General features: G+C 39.1%; 24 protein-coding genes. 9 read left to right on the top strand and 15 right to left on the bottom strand.

The annotated features are described in order from the left end of the window. Window positions 1–5 precede the first annotated feature (5 nt). Window positions 6–560: a DUF429 domain-containing protein gene (locus tag QFX38_01295; protein ID MDI9623508.1), complete on the top strand. Its 555-nt coding sequence runs from the start codon at window positions 6–8 to the stop codon at window positions 558–560. On the opposite strand, the gene cofG is transcribed toward QFX38_01295, so the two are convergent. The 8 genes from cofG to QFX38_01335 form a co-directional block, all read right to left on the bottom strand. After that, a complete protein-coding gene (gene cofG / locus QFX38_01300) occupies window positions 555–1,634 on the bottom strand; it encodes a 7,8-didemethyl-8-hydroxy-5-deazariboflavin synthase subunit CofG (GenBank protein MDI9623509.1) in 1,080 nt (359 codons plus the stop codon). The genes QFX38_01295 and cofG overlap by 6 nt on opposite strands. Then, complete coding sequence (locus QFX38_01305) at window positions 1,635–2,075, bottom strand: DUF2120 domain-containing protein (GenBank protein ID MDI9623510.1); 441 nt, start codon at window positions 2,073–2,075, stop codon at window positions 1,635–1,637. It lies immediately after the preceding gene. Continuing rightward, window positions 2,059–3,030, bottom strand: coding sequence for a GTP cyclohydrolase MptA (mptA, locus tag QFX38_01310; protein ID MDI9623511.1), 972 nt, complete (start codon window positions 3,028–3,030; stop codon window positions 2,059–2,061). Before mptA ends, QFX38_01305 begins: the two co-directional genes overlap by 17 nt. Before the next feature lie 90 nt (window positions 3,031–3,120). After that, window positions 3,121–3,798: a DUF2100 domain-containing protein gene (locus QFX38_01315; protein MDI9623512.1), complete on the bottom strand. Its 678-nt coding sequence runs from the start codon at window positions 3,796–3,798 to the stop codon at window positions 3,121–3,123. A 16-nt stretch (window positions 3,799–3,814) separates the two neighbouring features. Next, complete coding sequence (locus tag QFX38_01320) at window positions 3,815–4,804, bottom strand: histone deacetylase (protein ID MDI9623513.1); 990 nt, start codon at window positions 4,802–4,804, stop codon at window positions 3,815–3,817. Window positions 4,805–4,825: 21 nt separating this feature from the next. Further along, window positions 4,826–5,290: an Lrp/AsnC family transcriptional regulator gene (locus QFX38_01325; protein MDI9623514.1), complete on the bottom strand. Its 465-nt coding sequence runs from the start codon at window positions 5,288–5,290 to the stop codon at window positions 4,826–4,828. Window positions 5,291–5,328: 38 nt separating this feature from the next. Continuing rightward, a complete protein-coding gene (locus tag QFX38_01330; GenBank protein ID MDI9623515.1) occupies window positions 5,329–6,069 on the bottom strand; it encodes a DUF4013 domain-containing protein in 741 nt (246 codons plus the stop codon). A gap of 402 nt (window positions 6,070–6,471) precedes the next feature. Then, the gene (locus QFX38_01335) at window positions 6,472–7,158 is read right to left on the bottom strand and encodes a DUF4013 domain-containing protein (GenBank protein MDI9623516.1); all 687 of its coding nucleotides are present in this window, start codon (window positions 7,156–7,158) and stop codon (window positions 6,472–6,474) included. A gap of 217 nt (window positions 7,159–7,375) precedes the next feature. On the opposite strand from QFX38_01335, the gene QFX38_01340 reads away from it, so the two are divergent. Beyond that, window positions 7,376–8,062, top strand: coding sequence for a hypothetical protein (locus QFX38_01340; protein MDI9623517.1), 687 nt, complete (start codon window positions 7,376–7,378; stop codon window positions 8,060–8,062). On the opposite strand, the gene QFX38_01345 is transcribed toward QFX38_01340, so the two are convergent. Next, window positions 8,053–9,198 (bottom strand): tRNA (guanine(10)-N(2))-dimethyltransferase, encoded by a 1,146-nt coding sequence (locus QFX38_01345; protein MDI9623518.1) that lies wholly within the window; start codon window positions 9,196–9,198, stop codon window positions 8,053–8,055. The two genes, QFX38_01340 and QFX38_01345, sit on opposite strands and share 10 nt — an antisense overlap. 81 nt (window positions 9,199–9,279) lie before the next feature. On the opposite strand from QFX38_01345, the gene QFX38_01350 reads away from it, so the two are divergent. Both QFX38_01350 and QFX38_01355 read left to right on the top strand, forming a co-directional pair. Continuing rightward, window positions 9,280–10,299 carry a CPBP family glutamic-type intramembrane protease gene (locus QFX38_01350; protein ID MDI9623519.1) on the top strand — a complete coding sequence of 340 codons (1,020 nt, stop codon included), beginning with the start codon at window positions 9,280–9,282 and terminating at the stop codon, window positions 10,297–10,299. A gap of 10 nt (window positions 10,300–10,309) precedes the next feature. After that, the gene (locus QFX38_01355) at window positions 10,310–11,389 is read left to right on the top strand and encodes a DegT/DnrJ/EryC1/StrS family aminotransferase (GenBank protein MDI9623520.1); all 1,080 of its coding nucleotides are present in this window, start codon (window positions 10,310–10,312) and stop codon (window positions 11,387–11,389) included. On the opposite strand, the gene QFX38_01360 is transcribed toward QFX38_01355, so the two are convergent. After that, complete coding sequence (locus QFX38_01360; GenBank protein ID MDI9623521.1) at window positions 11,386–11,685, bottom strand: MTH1187 family thiamine-binding protein; 300 nt, start codon at window positions 11,683–11,685, stop codon at window positions 11,386–11,388. The two genes, QFX38_01355 and QFX38_01360, sit on opposite strands and share 4 nt — an antisense overlap. 41 nt (window positions 11,686–11,726) lie before the next feature. On the opposite strand from QFX38_01360, the gene QFX38_01365 reads away from it, so the two are divergent. Continuing rightward, complete coding sequence (locus QFX38_01365; protein MDI9623522.1) at window positions 11,727–12,578, top strand: TIGR00269 family protein; 852 nt, start codon at window positions 11,727–11,729, stop codon at window positions 12,576–12,578. On the opposite strand, the gene QFX38_01370 is transcribed toward QFX38_01365, so the two are convergent. From QFX38_01370 to comB, 4 genes are read right to left on the bottom strand one after another with little or no spacing between them, the layout of a single operon-like run. Beyond that, window positions 12,562–14,157: a GTP-binding protein gene (locus QFX38_01370; protein ID MDI9623523.1), complete on the bottom strand. Its 1,596-nt coding sequence runs from the start codon at window positions 14,155–14,157 to the stop codon at window positions 12,562–12,564. The genes QFX38_01365 and QFX38_01370 overlap by 17 nt on opposite strands. Further along, the gene (locus QFX38_01375; GenBank protein ID MDI9623524.1) at window positions 14,154–14,372 is read right to left on the bottom strand and encodes a DUF1922 domain-containing protein; all 219 of its coding nucleotides are present in this window, start codon (window positions 14,370–14,372) and stop codon (window positions 14,154–14,156) included. Before QFX38_01375 ends, QFX38_01370 begins: the two co-directional genes overlap by 4 nt. A gap of 3 nt (window positions 14,373–14,375) precedes the next feature. Further along, the gene (locus QFX38_01380; GenBank protein MDI9623525.1) at window positions 14,376–15,533 is read right to left on the bottom strand and encodes a TraB/GumN family protein; all 1,158 of its coding nucleotides are present in this window, start codon (window positions 15,531–15,533) and stop codon (window positions 14,376–14,378) included. Between the two features lie 16 nt (window positions 15,534–15,549). After that, window positions 15,550–16,218, bottom strand: a complete 669-nt coding sequence (comB, locus tag QFX38_01385) for a 2-phosphosulfolactate phosphatase (GenBank protein MDI9623526.1) — start codon at window positions 16,216–16,218, stop codon at window positions 15,550–15,552. A 77-nt stretch (window positions 16,219–16,295) separates the two neighbouring features. Between comB and QFX38_01390 the strand changes: the two genes are divergently transcribed. Then, complete coding sequence (locus QFX38_01390; GenBank protein MDI9623527.1) at window positions 16,296–16,838, top strand: hypothetical protein; 543 nt, start codon at window positions 16,296–16,298, stop codon at window positions 16,836–16,838. Next, window positions 16,823–17,734 carry a methanogenesis marker 7 protein gene (locus QFX38_01395; protein ID MDI9623528.1) on the top strand — a complete coding sequence of 304 codons (912 nt, stop codon included), beginning with the start codon at window positions 16,823–16,825 and terminating at the stop codon, window positions 17,732–17,734. Before QFX38_01390 ends, QFX38_01395 begins: the two co-directional genes overlap by 16 nt. A gap of 76 nt (window positions 17,735–17,810) precedes the next feature. Here QFX38_01395 and QFX38_01400 read toward each other — a convergent pair whose 3' ends face one another. Next, window positions 17,811–18,011, bottom strand: coding sequence for a hypothetical protein (locus QFX38_01400; GenBank protein ID MDI9623529.1), 201 nt, complete (start codon window positions 18,009–18,011; stop codon window positions 17,811–17,813). Between the two features lie 97 nt (window positions 18,012–18,108). On the opposite strand from QFX38_01400, the gene QFX38_01405 reads away from it, so the two are divergent. Next, window positions 18,109–18,783 carry a metallophosphoesterase gene (locus QFX38_01405; GenBank protein MDI9623530.1) on the top strand — a complete coding sequence of 225 codons (675 nt, stop codon included), beginning with the start codon at window positions 18,109–18,111 and terminating at the stop codon, window positions 18,781–18,783. Between the two features lie 35 nt (window positions 18,784–18,818). Continuing rightward, window positions 18,819–19,379 (top strand): DUF134 domain-containing protein, encoded by a 561-nt coding sequence (locus QFX38_01410; GenBank protein ID MDI9623531.1) that lies wholly within the window; start codon window positions 18,819–18,821, stop codon window positions 19,377–19,379. Window positions 19,380–19,469: the final 90 nt, after the last annotated feature.

A 19,469-nucleotide genomic window follows, 5' to 3' on the forward strand; every position in this document is an offset into this window, starting at 1 on the left:
ATAATTTGATTGTTGGTGTGGATCTTGCAGCAAAGGAAAAAAATAGGACAGGTATCGCCATAATATCCAATAAAAAGGTTGAAGCCTTTGAAGTATTATCTGATAATGAAATATTAGACGTGATCGTGGATGCTGATCTTGTTGTGTTCGACGCTCCTCTTTCACTCCCTAAGGGCAGATGTTGCCTTGAAAGAGAATGCAAATGCAGTAGATTTGGCCATTTCAGAAAAGCCGACTTGGAGATCAGAAAATATGGACAAGTACTCCCTTTAACATTCCCCCATATTAAAATGTTAACCTATAGGGGGATCCGGTTAAAAAACATTCTAGAATCATTGAACCCTGATTCCATTATAATAGAAACTCATCCAAGCACGGCACGAAAATTAATAAATTTATCCAGGATATCTTCCACTTTCAAGATAGAATGGGAAAAATTAAGCCCTCACGAATCAGATGCTATCATAGCCGCTATCACGGGCTATTTTTACCTTAAAGGGGAATGCATGATCCTCGGGGACTCATCCGAGGGTCCTATTGTACTCCCAAAAACCCTATAGTGTGGTCAGGTGAACTTTCACCCTTTCAAGGACTCTTTCACTAAGATAATATTCTGATATGAACTTCGGATACACTGGCAGTCTCTCTTTTAATTTAAACCCTGCATTCCTTGTTATCCTTTCAAGTTCCCCTATCTCAGGCCATGGAGCCTCTGGATTAACATAATCTTTACTTAGGGGTGATATACCACCCCAGTCATCTGCACCTGCAAGAAGGAACAATTCACTGGTTTCCTTGTTAAGATTTGGGGGTACTTGTATGCTCACGTCAGGGAAGAGTATCTTTGTAGTGGCCACTGTCTTTATCATTTCAAGTAGTGTGGGCTCTGGGTGGTCTTCCATAGGGATTCCTGGTTTTGATCTGAAATTTTGGATTATGATCTCTTGGATGTGCCCATATTTGTCTTGTATCCTTCTTAACTCTAGGAGGGATTCTGCTCTTTCTTCTATTGTCTCACCTATGCCTATTAGGAGCCCGGTTGTGAATGGTATTCTGAGTTTGCCAGCGTCTTCGATGGTTCTGATCCTAAGCTTGGGATCTTTCCCTGGGCTCTCTTTATGGGCTATTGTTTTCATGAGTCGTGGGCTTGATGTTTCCAGCATAAGGCCCATGGATGCGTTAACTTCTTTTAGCATTTTAAGGTCTTTAAATTTTAATATTCCCATGTTGGTATGGGGTAAAAGTAGTGTATTTTTGAGGGTTTCATGGCAGATATGGTAGATATATTCTACCATGGTATCATAGCCCAGTTTTTCCAATTGATTCTTCACGGGTTCTAGTTTGTCTGCGGCTTCTCCGAATGTAAATAGGGCTTCTCTGCAACCATATGATTCTGCTTTTTTTAATCGTCTCATTATATCTTCAGGTGTTAATATGGGCTGTTCTGTTTTTTCTCTTCGGAATGTGCAATAGCCGCACCTGTTTCTGCAAAGTCTTGTCACTGGTATGAAAATGTTCCTGGAATATGTTATGGTTTTCTTCTTTTGTTGGTTTAGGGCTTTTCTCATTAGATCCAGTATTTGGATGCCTTCATATCCTAGATATTTTTTGAGGTCGTCCTTTGAGGGTTTCATTTATTCACCAAGGTCTGAGACGACGATTTCAACAAAACAGGGGCCCATGTCACTTTTGTCTTTGTATAGTACTATGAAGAAACCTGTTTTCTCGGCGATTCCTAGGCGGTATTCTACTGTGAAGTTCATGTTTTCGAGGGATTCTTTTAGGCGTTGTATTCCTGCTATGTCTGGGTCTGCTCCGACATCAACGTTTTTTCTTATGTTTTCATCCATTATACTTATGAGGTCTGTCCCGGCATCTGATAATAGGTCTATTTCTTCTGCTTGGAGGTGTTCCATGAGGTTGTCGAGGATTTTTTTCATGTTATCTGCTTTTATCCTCTTTTTCGAATGTCCTCTCACTATTAGTATCTGGGCGGCGTCTAGGGCTGGTCTGGAACCTTCATAGGCGTCTAGGTATGTCATTATTTCGCCTGCTAATCTATGCAGTTTTATCAAGTTGACCACCTATTTGGTTGTTTAGTTCTTCTATTTCGTATTTTAGTTCTCCCATGGTGGCAACTTTTTCTGCGAAGGCGTTATGGCGGTGTATGCTTTCTTCGTTGATTTGTCTTACTGTTACGATCGTATCATCTGGTAGGTGTGGGAATTCTTTGACTATGCGGTGTACCATGTTCCTGACGCAGTCTTCTACGAACATTGGATTCTTGTGGGCTTCTATTACTACGGCATTTTCATCCGGTCTTTTGAGCATTTCATAGACTGGGGAGCTCATTGATTCTTCTATTATCCTTATTAGGTCTTCTCCCCGGATTGTGTGACCTTCTGGGACTTCTATCATGATCATGCCTTTTCCTCTTTGGTTGTGTGAGGCTATGGGGACTGTTTCAAGGACTTTTTGTGTTGTTTCTTCGTCGAGGAATTTTATTAGTTCTTGTCTTGTTGCTTCTTTTATTGTTTCTTGTGCACAAGGGCAGACTGTCATGCCCACCACTTCGGCGCCTATCATCTTCCTTATTATGACTTCGTCTCGGTCTCTGTATCCAACTGCGTCGGCCATTATCTTTGTCATTTCCTGGCTTCTCTTATGGGTGATTGGAGACCTTTTCCTGAACATGAAGTCGCTTTCCATGCTAACTTCGGCTCTTCGAGCATATTTGTGCTTTTTGAGTAAGAGGTTAACTATTTCTGCGCATAATGATTCTAGTTCGAGTATGTTCCTTTCAACCACTTCTTCTAGTACTTCAGTGATGGCCTCGGGATTCCTTGACATGTGAATTCCTCTTTGTTTGCTTGGCAAATCTACGAAGGCGTCGAAGGTTGGTAGGAGTATTATTGGTCTTTTGTTTTCTCTTTCGATTTTGAGAAGTTTCTTAACACCTGTGACCCCGACTCTTGTAAGGTGTACGGGGATTGAGGGTATTTTTTCTTGTGTATCTGGGAAGCATATCATGCCCAAATTTTACACCTCGAGTTTTTAGAATATAATAAGAGGAAATCCATTATATATAAGTTCGAAGTTTTATATTATGATTCTTGGTGTTTATTTTTTTGAGAGTATTTCGATGAGTTTATTATCTGGTATTTCCTTTGGGTTTTTATCTAGGATGATTTTTGCATTGTAGAGTTTTTTGGCTCTTTTTGCTATGAGTTTTGATGTTGGATTGGGTTCTGCCAATACTATGATCTTTTTTATGTTCATTTTTTTGATTTTACGCTCTATGTTATCCTTTGTGTGTTCTATTTTCTTTTTTATATTTTCTAGGGTTTTTTCTGGGATTTTGGGGTTTATTTTTTCCATGTCTTCGATGGAAAGTGGGGCGCCGGTGACGATAATTTGGGGGGCTTCAATCCCCCTTTTAGTCAATGCTTTTTTCACGTCACTTTTTGTGGTTATTATAAGGGTGTTTAGGGATAATTTTCTTATTTTATCTTTTAGGTCTTCCATTTCTAATACTTTAAAGTCTGCGAGTATTTTATCGATTTTCTCTCGGGCTTTGAGGAGGTGTTGGCAGAATCCAGATGCCTCCTCCTTTGAAAGCCTATGATAGGGTAAACTTTTATAAATGTAATCTTCAGCCCTTATCAGCTCCTTTATGGCGTTTTCAAAATGTTTTACGTTGATTATACCCTCTTCTGGTTCTTTTATCATTGTCTTCTTTTGTTTAATGCATGCTTTTTTTATGAGTTCTTCTGCTTGTTTTATCCGCATTCTTTCCATGATGTGATCCTCTCATCTATATTTTGAAGTATTCTGAAAATTTATCTTTTATCCTTGCGAATACATCCTTCACAGGATTGGAAGCTCTTACTTCATCTTCTATTGGACTCTCAAGGCCCATTAATGATTTAACAAATTTTAAATTTGAATTTGCAAGGGCTTCTAGGTCGTATCCTCCTTCAAGGACTGCAACAACCCTTTCATTTTTAAATTGTGATCCTATCCATGTATAAAATTCTTCATCAACCCTAATATTAGCTAGGGGGTCATCTTTATGGGCGTCGAAACCAGCTTCTAGGAAGATCATACTTGGCTTAAACTCGTCCTTCACCGGCTCCAGTATCCTTGAGAGTATCCATATATAATCTTGGGTATTTGAACCTGGTGGCATGGGAATATTTATAGTGTAACCCATACCTTCACCAGCACCCATCTCATCTATAAACCCGGTGCCAGGGTATAATGTCTTGGGATCTTGGTGTATGGAAATATACATTACCTCAGGGTCATCATAAAATATGTCAGCCGTCCCATTACCATAATGCACATCAAAATCTATTATAAGGAAATGATCTGATCCTTTTTTTCTAAGATTTTCGATTGCTATTGCCATATTGTTAAATATGCAAAAACCCATAGCCCTATCCCTTGTGGCATGATGTCCAGGCGGCCTTGCAACTGAATAAGCCCATCCACCATCCTCTGACACGATCTTTGATGCCATGATAGCACCCCCAGCGGCCAAAAGCGCGACATTGTAACTTTCACTTGTCATATAAGTGTCATAATCGAGGTAACCTCCGCCTCTTTCTGCGAATCCTTTCACATAATCAAGATGAGCTCGGCTATGAACCCTTAGGATATCATCTGGACTCGCCTTTTTGGGTTCCACTATTTTAAGATTTAGAATGCGGAGTATTTCCATGATTGCATCTGTTCTTTTTTTATTTTCCACATGGAACTCCATGTTATGGAGGTCATAGGATGGAGAATAGATGATTGTCATAATCCGCACCTTTATGATCGATTATAGCATCTGTGATGATGTCATATCCTCCTTAACAATATTTAAGACGGTCTGGGTGTATGTTCTTTGAACATCATTTTCCTTGAGTAGGCCTTTTATAAACTTGTCGAGTTCGCTGGTGTCTCTGAATTTCCCTATTAATATGGCGTCGAATTCTCCTGTAACATCATAGATTGCTAAAACATTCTTATGATATGCTGTTCTTTCCTCCCAGTTTTTCAGAACCCCCCCTTTTACTCTAACACCTATAATGGCCGTTAGTTTGTAGCCAAGTTTTGAATGGTCTATCAGGGGGACGAATTTTTTTATCACCCCATTTTTCATGAGCTTTTCAACCCTATTGTGCACCGTGCCTACTGATACTCCAAGTTTCCTTGAAATCTCCCTATAGGACATCCGCCCATCCTTGTTAAGGAGATGGAGTATCTCTTTGTCTATATCATCTATTTTAACAATATCTTCCATATTACCACCTTCTATTTCTATAAGATGGGAAAAATTTATTATTTGGGGTATAGTAATCCAAGCGCCCTAGAGAAGAATAGGGAAAGATAAGATCTTATGAAGATCGCAGAGAGTAGGTTTGCGATTATGTAAGCGACTAGGGGCCCAGTAGCTATGTTAAGGCCAATATAACCTAGCATTATGATGAAATTTAATATGAAGCTGATTATCCCAATTATAATTACAACTATAATATACCAGAGGATATATTTTCCCCATCCAATCCTTGATATGATATCTAATACTTCTCGGATCATGAAAGCTGCCCTAAATTGGTTATTAGCTGCCATGTGGGCTATTGCTATTGTGAGAAGTAGCAAGAATATGATAGCCACGATAAAACCTACCAATCCCGTGATACTGCTGATGGTTAGGTTTGAACGGGCTATGAAAAGGCCGATACGCATGATTAGCCAGGGTGTTATCATATAGATTATGACCACAATTGAAACTTTAAGTCCATCAATGAACATCTCCCATGGCTTATCAAATTCTGGAAGCTCATTAAAACCTGCTATTGTAGTTTTAAGAACTCTGAAAATGTACCCAATAACGAAGAATAGTGGGATTATCATTAAAATCAAGTAAACTCCGATTAGGACTAGTTGGGGTGCTAATAAAACTCTCCCAACTAGGGGTAGTGAGTTTACGAGTAGAAATAATATACCCAATATGATTAATTTTCTCCAATTCGATATGGGGTACTTGACCGCGTCGCCTATAATCTCATAGATATTCACGATATTACCCCCAAGAATATCTAACAATTAAATTTGTCAGTTTCATAATATATAATTACTTGATATTTTTTAAAATTTCAAAAAAATTTTTAGAATAATAATAAAAATAATATCAAAAAAAGGAAAAATTATAGAGATCCTATTCAAGGATTTTTTTAATGACCTTATGCAGAATGTGGATCCTAACCATGTATTTCGGGCCTTAATTTGGCTAATCATGGACATGTACCCGGGTCATCCGCATTCTAGGTTGCTTGCTGAGTATGCAAGGTCTCATGGGTCCAAATGTGCCCTTGTAGTACATTATGGTGGAACCTCCAATTATCGCAGCTACATGGAAGACATTTAGAGTATACAGTATGATACATTCCAGGAAAAAAAGAAAATTGGAGGGATGAAATATTATTCATATGCGTACCTGAGTCCAAGTGCCCTGAAATAAAAGAGAGTGAGATAAGGTGTCACGAATAACGGTACTAATATTTGGCCGAGAACTGGAATCATGCCAACTAAAGACCCAATGAAGAGTATCACTATGGCCACGATTATAACTACTATGTACCACAGGATATATTCTGTCCATCCGATTTCTGATATGACATCTAGTATTTCTCTGAATTGGAATGCCGCTCTAAGTTCACTGTCATTATATGCCATATGGGCTATTGCGATTGTCCATAATAGTCCAAATATGATGGCTACGATGATCCCTATTATAATGAGCCCTAAACCAGCCTGTAATAGTGTTGGAGCTGTGACCATAACATTCCCATAGATTGTGAAAACACCAGCGCTTGATAAGCCTGTGAAAACACCAACACCCATAATTATCAGTGGTATTATCATATAGGCTAAAGTGACAACGAATACTTTAAGACCATCAATGAACATTTCACCCCATTCATCGAATTCTGGAAGCTCATCAAACCCGGCTATTGTGGCTTTAAGGGCCCGGAAAACATACCCAAGGGCAAAGAATATGGGTATTAGTAGGAAACTTAATAGGAAGAACACTCCTAATATTATGAGTTTCTTCCAATCTGATGCCGGGTACTTGACGGCGTCACCTATAATTTCGCCAATATCCACCATTTGCACCTCCAAAAAAACTATATAATTTTATATTTTCTCAATTTAATTATATATAAATTTTCTTTTTTTCTGATATAAAAAGTTGCAATTTTAAGTGAAATCTCCGTAAAATAGGCGAATAAATATTTTTTTGTCTTCACAAAAAATTTATAAAGAATAACTTTATCAAGGTATAGCTTAGAATATTGTATCAAAGCTTATTATTGGTGGCTTTATGAAGAAAACTGTGATTTTCATCATTTTAGTTATAATCTTTGTGGGATATGTGCATTTCACAACAGCTAATGGGGAGTTTGAGCCTCTGGGTAGGTTGGCTTTTGTTAAGTTGGCTAATCCTGACATGTACCCGGGTCATCCGCATTCTAGGTTGCTTGCTGAGTATGCAAGGTCTCATGGGTCCAAATGTGCCCTTGTAGTACATTATGGTGGAACCTCCAATTATCGCAGCTACATGGAAGGAGACATCCTAATACTACAACTAGCATATGTAGAGAAAAAACCATACACCCCTGGGATAAACTGGAGCGAAGTATGGGAGGAGGGGATTAATGGCGTTCCAGCCGACAAATGGACCTATAGGAGCGATGGGATAGAATTTCAAACATTAGATGAGGCCTTGGATTATATTAGGAAACGTGCAAAGGAGAATGGCCAGAATGGGCCCATACCACTTGTCTACCATGGCACGGTAAGGGAAGGTGATATTGTAATAAATCAGGGTTGTGGTTTTCCATTGTATTATCATATAATACGGAGCCAATACGGGCCATTGGAAGCATATTATTATGTCATCAAGGGTTTCTTTTATCCGTACATTTACAATCCTTATCGTAATTTTGAGATTAAAAATGCAGAGGCCCTACAGTATTATTACACCCATAACATGTTAAATTATGAATAGACTTCTTTGATTGATTTTTTTAATTCCATTATCGGAGCATTGGTTTTTATACCAGTGGCTCTGCAGTGGCTTCGAACCACTTTAAAACCTTTTTCTTGTAGGTTTTCCATGACTTTTTTGAGGGGTGGGGCGCTTATCCCCATTTTGCTGCAGACTTTATGGATATCATAGAATGTTGGGGGCATTCCAGCCTCCTCTTCTAGAAGTTTTAATAATTTTAGGGTTTCTTTTTTCTTGTTCAAAGTTTTCTCGGGCAGTGATCTTATCATTCCTCTGATGAAACTTTCATCTTCTAATTCCCCTATCCAAAGAGGGCCGCTAAAATCTAGTCTTCTACCACATTGGGGGCATTCTCTTGGCAAGATTGGGAGCATGCCATATTTTAGGTCCCGGAACAGGCAATTGTGGCAATGGTATATGAATCCAATATTTTTTTTGAGAGATTTATCTGTCTTAGCCGCTCCTTTGCCAATTTCCAGGTAAAGGCGCATATAATGTTGGCTACTATAAGCTAACCTGCTCTTGATATATTTTTTATATTTTGCAAGGGTTAAACTTGTGAAACCTGCTAGTATCCTTAGACCATTTTCATGGCAGTATTCTGTCTTTAAAGGCACTGCATTATATTTCCTTATACAAGGGCTCTTGTATGTGCCGCAGAGACTAGAAGTGTCTGTTGCCGTAACACATAATAAGGAGTCTTTTTTAAGGGAATAACCAGCCGAGTCTATAAAAGGGGATGGTGTGCCGAAGGGGTCTATATCAACGACATCAAACATGCCCCTATTCTTGCGGAGTAGGATGTTGGCATCCTCCATTGTTATATTAATATGAGCGTTGTTGAGTTTACTATTTTCTTTTATGAATTCCACTGCAGTTGGGTTTATGTCATTGGCCAGGACGCTTTCAACTCCTTCTATTTCGAGACGGTATCTTATACCCCTTATACCGCTACCAGCAAAGAGATCGGCTATTTTTATCTTGGATTTTTTCTCTTTTTGGAATTGTTGAATTGCCAAGACTGAGATATCCCTGTTAAGCTCCATATTAGGATTATAGAATACGGGAGCTTTTGAGGAAACCTTATGGAAACTGGGAATTTTGACTGTTACTATACCCTCATTTATTGTCATCATCATATTACCATTATAAGAAAATCTTATACTTTTAAGATAGGGTTAATAGTAAAATTAACGAGAACCATCTTGGGGTATATCATGGGTTCAAGTAGAAGAATAAAAGAGGATCTTGGGAAGGTAAATTGTCCATGGTGTGGAACCTTAAATCAGAGAAGTGCTAGATTTTGCATTTTTTGCGGCAGAAGATTAGAAGACCAGGTCTATGATGGGCCCAGATTTTTATTTAATGCTAGGAAGGGTAATAATAGCCCATGGAGGTATATTTTAACCATCATATTAACCCTTGGAGTTCCCAGCATCCTGGTGGGGATAATATTAGGCATATTCCTTGGTATCATTCTCGTTTTATCCCATAGGACATCGGATATTTTTAATATGTTATCTAATCCATTTTATCTGCTTATAATCGCTGGTATGGTCTTTTCGGTAGCTTATATTTTCCTTTATCTATCTGTGAGGTTCTTGCATAATAGAAGCTTCAAATCCCTTATAAATACTGGTCGAGAAATTGACTGGAAAAGGATAATGAAAGGGGCTATTCTATGGTTTTCGATAATCTCAATCTTGGATATCATATATTTTATAATAAGCCCAGGATCATTTAGTTTTTCATTCGAACCGCGCAGCTTCTTCCTGTTATCTTTTATAGCGCTTATTGTATTCCCGATACAAGCATCTTTTGAGGAGGTTTTTTTCAGGGGATATCTCCTACAAGCTCTTGGTCTAGTATCAGAGAGTCCTCTTTTGGTTTTGATTGCGGATTCGTTGATATTTGCAGGACTTCACTGGTGGAATGGGAGCAATCCGACAATGAGCTTATCTATTGTGACAAGCGCATTTATAATAGGTTTAATGTTAGGTTTAATCACCCTCGCAGATGATGGTATAGAATTGGCTGTGGGTATCCATATAATCAATAATCTTTATGTGAGTCTAATCCATAATTCCCCTGACAGTGGAATAGGCAACTTACCCTCCCTAGTTGTAACCCCACCGAATCCCTACCTTTCACCTATCATACTTATAGTGGCTGTCCTAACTGTAATATTCATATTATTTAGAAATAGGAGAGAAGATATTCTCAAGGTACTCAGGTGAGGTTTCGATTATGATACCAATTGCAAGTCCAATAATAGAAGATGATGAAATCCGAGAAGTAGTAAAAGTATTACGTTCGGGTTTCCTTGCCCAAGGCCCTAAGGTCGAAGAATTTGAAGAAGCATTTGCCGATTACACCAACAGCAAGTATGCCGTGGCTACAAGTTCTGGTACAACAGCATTACATGTTGCATTATCCGCGGCTGGTGTGGGTAAAGGTGATGAGGTTATAACCACGCCTTTTAGTTTCGCGGCAACAGCAAATGCAGCCTTATATGTTGGGGCCCGGCCAGTTTTTGTTGACATAGACCCTTGGACATACAATATAGACCCTGAGAAGATAGAGGATGCTATAACAGAGGATACAAAGGCTATAATAGTTGTCCACCTTTATGGGCAGCCAGCTAAGATGGACCATATCATAGATATAGGTGAAGATCATGGACTCATAGTTATTGAGGATGCTGCCCAGGCACATGGAGCATTATATCATAAGAAAAAGGTGGGTTCGTTGGGGGATATTGGATGTTTCAGTTTTTATCCTACGAAGAATATCACCACAGGTGAGGGGGGGATGATAACAACTGATAATGAAGATATAGCCCATTTGGCTAGGATGATAAGATCTCATGGTGAAAGTGAACGTTATGAACATGTGATTTTAGGATACAATTTTAGGATGACCGATATAGCAGCTGCCATTGGGATTGTTCAACTTAAAAAGCTTGACAGGTTCAATAATAGGAGGATAGAAAATGCAGAATATTTAACAGAAAATCTTGAAGACTTTGATCATATCATAACCCCATATGTTATGGATGATGTGAAGCATGTCTTCCACCAGTACACTGTAAGGGTTGAAAACAGGGAAAAATGGATAGAACATTTTAAAAGTGAGGGTATAGGGACTGGAGTGTATTATCCGAAGCCAATCTATCGTCAACCATTATATGAAAATCTTGGTTTGGAGTTTAGTTGTCCAGAGGCTGAGAAGGCATCTGAGGAGGTATTGTCATTGCCAGTGCATCCTAGCTTGGGCGTGGAGGAACTTGATAGGATAATTGATGCGGTTAAGAATTTCCAAGTTTAGAGTTTGCTCTTCACAGAGGCTATCTTATCTTTTAGAGTTTTTTCAACATCTCTCCTATCATCTATTTTGACTGTGGTGTACACCCTACTACAATCTAACTTGAATACGGCTTCATGGGCTGCTCTTATAGCATCTAGGATATCCTCAAGGTTTTCGGCTTCTATCTGCGTCCCCATACCGGATATTTCATATCTAATATTCTTCTCTTCCATTGCTTTTATCGCGGCAGCTATGTATTCACTTAAACTTGTATCCCCAGTCCCTATGGGGATTATAGTTAATTCTGCTGTTATCAATCACAATCCCCCCTACCTTAATGTTATAGTAGGCATATAATATTATTATTATGGGAAAAGCAAATTTTAACATGAAATTAGAAGAGAGAATCAAGGAACTTATAATAGATTATAAGCTCATAGAGGATGGAGAATTAGTAGCCGTGGCCCTTTCAGGTGGAAAGGATAGTCTACTTGTATTACACGTTTTAGCTGCTCTTAGAGATGATTTTGGTTTTGATATCGTCGCCATAGCAGTTGATGAGGGTATAAAAGATTATAGGGAGAAGAGTTTAGAGGCTGCACGTTACAATACGAAACTTTTAGGCGTTGAATTGGTTGAAAAATCCTTTAAAGATGAATTCAATTTTTCATTGGATGAGGTTTATGGGATTTTTAAGAGTCCTTGTATACCTTGTGGGGTTTTCCGGAGGAATATACTGAATAGGGCTGCCCGCAGCCTAGGAGCTGATAAAATAGCTACTGGACATAACATGGATGATGAAATACAATCATTTATGATGAGCCTAATTAGGGGTGATACGCGCAAATTTTCCAAGTTCGGCCCTAAATTGGAGGTGATCCATCCTAGGCTTATACCTAGGATAAAACCTCTATGGAATACGAGTGAAAAAGAAACCAGAAAATGGGCCATCATTAATAATATTAGGGTTCATTTGGAGGATTGTCCTTATTCTAGTTTATCCCTCAGATCAAGGGTTAAGAGATTTCTTAACAGGATAGAGTCGAAGAGGCCTGGAACCAAGGATTCGATAATGGAATCTTTCATTAAAACTTTTAAAATGGAACAAGGGGAAGTTGAACTTTTTGAATGTGAGGTTTGTGGGGAGCCGGCTTCTATGGAAACTTGTAAAGCCTGTGAACTGTTATCTGTGATTAGGGGTTCTCTATGATCTTTGTTATGGAGCCTACACCTTTACTTCTTCCTTCTCTGAATATTAGCTTTTGCCCCTCTTTTACATGGTGTGGTCTATATTTGAATCGCATTCTGACTTTTCCTTTGTCCCCGGCAGACATGAATTCTTGGTCGAGAGGTTCTAGTATTGTTGTCTCTGCGATGGTTTCTATGTGTGTCACGCTCTCATATCCTGCTTTTATTGTTGTTGGGTGTACTAGGATTGCTACTTCTGCTTCGAATTCCCTCACGGCCTTGGGATTGTATTCTGGGTGGGCTAGTATCATGCCTCTTTCGATTTCTTGTGGTGACGCTCCTGCAATTGATATTCCGACGATGTGGCCTGGTTCTGCGCATCCAATCTGGTAGTGGTGCATTTCAATTGATTTAACTTTCACTTCTTTGAATTCTCCTGTGTGGAGTGGTCCTAGGAGTAATTTTTCGCCTTTTTTAACTCTGCCTTGTCTTATGGTGCCGCTGACCACTGTTCCCACTCCCTTCACGGAATAAACCTTATCTATGTACATCATGAATGGTTTTTTGTCCTCTGATGCGTTTTCTGGGACTTTTAAATTTAGGAATAATTCATCTAGTAATTCTAGTCCTTCTCCTGTTACTGATGATGTTTCTATTATGGGGACTATGTGTTGGTTCATCTTCTCTGATACTAGTAGGGCGTCTGACCTGTTTTTGACCCTGTATGGGATTCTACCCACGAGTTTGAGCAATTCTGATATTTTATCATGGACTTTTTGGATTTCATCTTCTCCTACTAGGTCTTTTTTTGTTATAACTACTATTACGGGTAATTCCATTGCTAGGATAATCCCCAGGTGCTCCCTTGTGATATGTGTAGGTCCTTGGTCTGCTGCGACTGTTAAAAGACCGTAATCTAATTTTTGGCCCACTATGCCCCTTATTGTGGTTCTGAGCCATGGTTCATGGCCTACGGTGTCGACAAATGATATTATCCTTTCACATTTTTCCATGAGCTCGGATTTTTCTTTTTTGTCAAGTGGATTGTCTAAGCGGATCGGCTGACCGTCCAAGAAACCGTATATTGCGAATGAAAGGTCTGCTGAAAGTCCTCTTTCTATTTCATGTTTCTGGACATCGAGGAATATGCGAGTCTTTCCAGTTCCATCATCAAGTATTCCTGTTGTTAAGCTACCTAAGAGTGTGCTTTTACCATGGTCGACATGACCTGCGACTCCTATGACAATATGCTCTTTTTTGAATGAATTTTTCCATCCTATTGTAACTTCGGCTACTTTACCATCATCTAGTGGATATTCGTTCACTTCTTCTATACATGCTCCTATCTCACGGGTTAGAACATTGAGTACGTGGATCGATTCTTGGAGTTCTTCTTTGGGGAGGCCTGCTAGGCTCCCATCATCTTCAACACCGAGAAGGTAGATTGCTTTACCCTTTCCTTTTTCCATCCTATATTTCATCTGGGAGATTAGTTGTCTTTTTCTGTCTTCGTTAAGATGATATGATATTTTGAGGGCTTTTTTAAATTCTATGTTCCTTCTTTCACCTTTTTTGGTGAAGGATTTCAGATCCTTGATCATTTCCGATCATTTCTCTTTTTTAGGAATCCGCCGGGTCCGTACTTTTCTTCTTGTAATTTTCTAACCATATAAGCCGCATCTTGGAAACTTTCAACTTTTCCGAGTATTCGACGACTTTTAACTTTTATAGTCTTCCCACAGACGCACCTGCGGGTTTTAACGCCTTCACGTGCGTATAGTGCTCTTCCACAATCGCATCTGAATATTATGTACATTTTCTAACCGGCTCCTATTATTTTACTGATCATGGGGAGTATGATTTGTGGTATTGTGAGGAAAGTTCCTATGCTGCAGCCAAGATTCGCCCCTGCAACAACAAGGATGACTCTGAAAAGATTGTTACTCCAAAGTTCATGAAGGCTATTACACTTATTCAAATTTTCAAGGTCACTGAAGTTAATATTTCTCAGTTTGGCCTCCATTAACCCTGCGAACCATCCCGCGGCTAGGAGTGGATGTAGTACTGTCATTGGAGCTACGAGGAATGCTATTAAAGCAGATTTGAGCTTTGAACCGGCTACTAATGATCCAATAAATGCGAAACCTCCTGTCAAGAATATAAATTTAAGAATATCACCTTGGATGTTGACCCCTGAAATGAATGCTAAGACAAAAGGCACAATTAATAGCATGGGGACAATAACTAGTAATTTCTTCAGAATGGAATTGTGCTGCTTGAAGGATAATAATTCCTTGAGTGGAGGTATCTTTTCTGGATGTTGGAGATAATGTTCTATACCCTTTTTGTGGCCTGCCCCCACAACTGCAATCACTTTATCCTCTGGGATTTCTAGTAATTTCTGGGCCATGTAGGCGTCTCTTTCATCTACTAGTACATGGTATGCCTGTGGTGAGATGTCTTTGAAGTATTCCATCACTTCATTTAGAGTGTCTTCACTTTTTAGGCTCTCCACGTCTTCTATTTCATCCTTTTTAAAGAATGAAGCAAGGATGTTAAAGGAGAATTTTAATTTTTCACGTAAACTCATGGAATCTATTATTCTTTGCATAGTTATGCGTATGTCCCGGTCTATGAGGGCTATCCTTGCACCTATCTCCTCAGCGGCTTCTATGGCCGCTAGCATCTCAGAACCTGGTTTCACGCCTAAATCGTCACCTATCCTATTTTGCAAGTATGTTAAGAGTCCGGTTATAAGAAAGAGGCCGATGTTCTCTCCTCTGATCAAATCTTTCACTGAGAGTTGTCGGTCATCTTTTAGGCCTAACTTTTCTTTTATGAGTTTCTGGTATCTTCCAATATCTAATTCAACAGCCACAACATCCGGTTTTTCAGTGCGTATAATCTCCTTCACTTCTTCTACGCTCTTTTTTGATACATGGGCTGTACCTATTATTTTAAGTTGTTCTATTTCCATGGAACATCACTAAATATTATATTTTATATTTTTTTATTATTTTCCCATTATAGAGGGGAACATTGCTTGAAATGTTTCTTTGGATGGAAAATTTCACATCCTCGAAGAATCCAAGTTTTTTCAACTTTAAGGCGGAACTGGAATTAAGTATCATATCATCTACTATCCTTCTATCGTGGGCTGCTATCATGGCAGCCTTTGCAAACTCATCAAGTTCATAATCTCTTAAATAGTATATTATTTCTCCTGCTGTGAGGAAATCCTCGATGGCGAATCTGCCATTCACACCAGCCATGATTATTTCTATCTCATTATTTGCAAGTTCAACAGCTGCACGAGCCACGGCCCTTGCATTTATGAGGGATCCTATGAGGGCCTTGGATTTTAAACTTTTAAGTATCCTTGTACCATTAGTTGTTGTGAGGATCAAGGTTTCACCGTTGTAATCTTGTATTTGGAGTGGTGAATTCCCTATGAAGCCTTTGATGGTTTCACCGCCACGTTCACCTGCAAGCAAGCCACCGGTCTTCTTTGAAATTTCAAGAGCTTCACTCACACCTTTGGCTGGTATTATCTTTTTGAATCTATCTAATGCTACTGTTATCGTTGTACTAGCCCTTAGTAGATCCACCATGATACTAAGATCCTCTGTAGTTGATCTCTGATGGGTTAAACTGATCTTCATAGTCTTCACCCTTAGGAAAATATATGTGTAACCTAGATTAAAAGGATTCAATAATTAAGATCATGAGGGCATATGATATGAGGATTGTCACCACACCCATGTGTAAAGGCATACTAGATATTATAGGAGTTCGTGAGTATATTGTAGCTAGAGACCCTAATACCGAGAATCCTGACCTTGCAATAGTACTTTCAGAGACCAGAACACGTTCAAGGGCCCTCAGATTAAAATTGAACACGTTTCCACAGATCAAGGAAAGTATGCGTATAGTCTTTGAAACCCTTAAAAGATTATCATATGATCTAGAATATGGATCCTTTTCTGAGATAGAATTTAGGGTATGCTCTCCATGGTGGGATAATCCACAGCCACTACAAGAAAGGAACAAAAAAATAAAAATAAAAGTTTATTCAAATTTCCTTAAAGACATTGTTGAACATATGGGTTATACTATAGTTAAAGATAGCCCAGATTATATAGTATATCCGGATTACATGAAAATAGAAGAAGAGGGAGAAAAAGTGGAGGTTCCATCACATTATAATCTGCCATTGGATCCTATTAAAAGGGCCTTGCTAAGATACAAGATATTGGAGAATAGAATATGTATGAAACATTAACTTATGTTGGTGGTGTGCACCGCCACGAGGAAATGGAAGAGCTCATCGAAGACCTTGGAGGTTTTGTACTCCAGGAGAACATGTTACAAATGGACCTTATATTAACACTCGCAGTTCCAATAGATGATGTTGAAAAGGTTAAAGAAAAGGCCAAAGAACTCCTAGGTAAGGTTAAGGTAGCTCCAATGGCTGGTACAGAGATTGCTGTTGTATCACCCACACTTGCAAGGCATCATTTGCCACATGCAGCCTGCGACATTGCAGAATATCTTCGAAGGTATGGTGCCAAGGATAACATGATAGGATTGGCTAGAGGCGCTGGCAAGGGGATATCAAGAATATCGGAGGAGGAGAAACAGCTTATAAATGAACACGACCTTGCAATTTTCGCCCTTGGAAGCTTTAAACATTGCATAAAAGAGAAAACACACCTATTCGAGGATATAAATGTGCCAGTGGTTGTTACAGGCGCCCCAAAGATTAGTGTAGAGGAGCTTCCAGGCGCAACAGCATATATCAGTGGCTTCGGTAGAATACCCCGCCGTCTTAAAAGAGGCGAAAACATAAGGGCCTTGAAGAAACTGGTTAAGGTTGTTGAGGAGATCCTCGACAACAGGAGGAGGGAAATGGCTGAGGATCCTCCACTGGTCCCCCCAATAGTTGTTAAAAGCGAAATTGAACACCAAGTCCACGCCATAAAGAACGTCTATTCTCCCACGCCGGTTACAAGTCAGCTTGATGGTGTCCGCGTCAAATTAAACTATGAACGCTACCATAAAGATATTGAAAAAGTTAAAGTATACGATTATAAACTGGGCGACATTGCAGAGATAAAACCTTCAGTGATGTATGATTATATTCTAGTAAAACTCCTACCAGAGACCTCCCTAATATAGTGATATAATTGAAAAGGATTATAGGACTCCTATTCTTCATACTAATATTAACATTGGCTTATGGGGCACTAAATTTTCATGTGTTAGTTTCGATTGGTGCTGGGAATATATGGTTAACAATATTAGTTTCTTTGGCTTTACCATTGGCCATTATAGGTGAACAGAAGTTCTCATTTATCCTTACAAGGGTGTTGTATGTTTTTTCCATGACATGGCTTGGAATCGTCCTATTCTTGTTTTGGACAACCTTAATTGTTGATTTGCTTAAAATCTCCATTTATATTCCCCAATGGGCAGAAAGGGTAGCCTATCTTTTAGCTATCTTTATGGGTCTTTTTTCAATTTTTAAAGGTACAAGAATCAAGGTAAAACAGGTGGAAATACCCCTAGAGGTTCCATGTGAAGTTAAATTGGTACAACTTTCAGATCTCCACATTGGGCCTATAAGAGGTGAAAGTTTCTTAGAGACCGTGAAGGATAAAGTGAACAGCCTAGAAGCAGATGCAGTTCTTATCACTGGAGATCTTGCTGATGGGAGTTCTCCCATCGATGATTCCACTTTAAAGCCTCTTAAAGAAATAAATGCGCCGATATTTTTTGTTTCGGGAAACCATGACACATATGCCGATAGAAAAAAGGTTTACCATCTACTGGAATCTGTGGGTGTGACAATATTAGATAATAAGAGCATAGAATTTATGGGTTTGCAATTTGTAGGTGTTGGATATTATATGCAACGTGGGATCTTAGGGGTTCTATTAGATCAAATCGAGTTTAGAAGGGATCTTCCAACTATTTTACTCCATCATCTTCCCACGGAGTGGGATACTGCACGCAAGCGGGGTGTTGATCTTCAATTGTCTGGTCACACACACGGTGGACAATTTTATCCATTCAATCTTATTGTTAGGTGGATGTTCCCTTACTTTTCAGGTCTTTATGAAAATTCAGGTAGTTATCTTTATGTATCGGAGGGTACGGGTACTTGGGGGCCTCCTATGCGCCTTGGATCATCTAATGAGATTGTAGTGTTTAAATTGAAACCATAATGTTTAAATACTAGTTTTGAATATATATTCAAAATATGCCGAGGCCAAAAAGACACAGAAGAATCCTAGGAAAACCACCAATCAAATGTTTCAAACCAGACATAGCATCAGAAGAATTAATAGAAGTAACATTAGACGAATTCGAAGCCATAAGGCTCAGAGACTACCACGGTATAAAACAGAAAAAATCCGCTGAAATAATGGGAATATCACAGCCCACATTCCACCGTATAATAACATCAGCACGTTCAAAGATAGCGAAGGCCCTAGTCGAAGGCAAAACAATAATCCTAAAAGGAGGTGATTATATAACAGACAAGAGAAGATACAAGTGTCTAGACTGCCAATTTGAATGGATATCCCCCAAAAAAGAATACAAGAAATGCCCAGACTGCAGATCCGAAAACATAACCATGATAGGAGAAGATATAATCCCTGGAAGAATTGGCATGCAAAGGGGAAGGGGTATGAGAGCCGGGCCACCAAGAGCTTGCAAATGCATTGAATGCGGCTATGAAACACCAAAAACTCCTGGAGTACCATGTAGAAGCGAAAAGTGTCCAAAGTGTGGCGGAATAATGTGCGCTGTCGACTAAAAATATAAGTTGCTTCATAGATTATTAGATTCCTTTTTTGGTTTTCTTTCCAAAAAATTAAACCATCATCTAATGTATTTAATAAGCAAG

The organism is Methanothermobacter sp. (genome assembly GCA_030055615.1).
GTDB lineage: Archaea > Methanobacteriota > Methanobacteria > Methanobacteriales > DSM-23052 > Methanothermobacter_A.

Excerpts from the sequence above, each read along its gene's own strand:
- cofG (MDI9623509.1), bottom strand. The coding sequence starts at position 1,634 with ATGAAACCCTCAAAGGACGACCTCAAAAAATATCTAGGATATGAAGGC.
- mptA (MDI9623511.1), bottom strand. The coding sequence starts at position 3,030 with ATGATATGCTTCCCAGATACACAAGAAAAAATACCCTCAATCCCCGTA.
- QFX38_01315 (MDI9623512.1), bottom strand. The coding sequence starts at position 3,798 with ATGGAAAGAATGCGGATAAAACAAGCAGAAGAACTCATAAAAAAAGCA.
- QFX38_01320 (MDI9623513.1), bottom strand. The coding sequence starts at position 4,804 with ATGACAATCATCTATTCTCCATCCTATGACCTCCATAACATGGAGTTC.
- QFX38_01325 (MDI9623514.1), bottom strand. The coding sequence starts at position 5,290 with ATGGAAGATATTGTTAAAATAGATGATATAGACAAAGAGATACTCCAT.
- QFX38_01340 (MDI9623517.1), top strand. The coding sequence starts at position 7,376 with ATGAAGAAAACTGTGATTTTCATCATTTTAGTTATAATCTTTGTGGGA.
- QFX38_01345 (MDI9623518.1), bottom strand. The coding sequence starts at position 9,198 with ATGATGACAATAAATGAGGGTATAGTAACAGTCAAAATTCCCAGTTTC.
- QFX38_01350 (MDI9623519.1), top strand. The coding sequence starts at position 9,280 with ATGGGTTCAAGTAGAAGAATAAAAGAGGATCTTGGGAAGGTAAATTGT.
- QFX38_01355 (MDI9623520.1), top strand. The coding sequence starts at position 10,310 with ATGATACCAATTGCAAGTCCAATAATAGAAGATGATGAAATCCGAGAA.
- QFX38_01370 (MDI9623523.1), bottom strand. The coding sequence starts at position 14,157 with ATGATCAAGGATCTGAAATCCTTCACCAAAAAAGGTGAAAGAAGGAAC.
- QFX38_01375 (MDI9623524.1), bottom strand. The coding sequence starts at position 14,372 with ATGTACATAATATTCAGATGCGATTGTGGAAGAGCACTATACGCACGT.
- QFX38_01380 (MDI9623525.1), bottom strand. The coding sequence starts at position 15,533 with ATGGAAATAGAACAACTTAAAATAATAGGTACAGCCCATGTATCAAAA.
- comB (MDI9623526.1), bottom strand. The coding sequence starts at position 16,218 with ATGAAGATCAGTTTAACCCATCAGAGATCAACTACAGAGGATCTTAGT.
- QFX38_01390 (MDI9623527.1), top strand. The coding sequence starts at position 16,296 with ATGAGGATTGTCACCACACCCATGTGTAAAGGCATACTAGATATTATA.
- QFX38_01395 (MDI9623528.1), top strand. The coding sequence starts at position 16,823 with ATGTATGAAACATTAACTTATGTTGGTGGTGTGCACCGCCACGAGGAA.
- QFX38_01400 (MDI9623529.1), bottom strand. The coding sequence starts at position 18,011 with ATGGAGATTTTAAGCAAATCAACAATTAAGGTTGTCCAAAACAAGAAT.
- QFX38_01410 (MDI9623531.1), top strand. The coding sequence starts at position 18,819 with ATGCCGAGGCCAAAAAGACACAGAAGAATCCTAGGAAAACCACCAATC.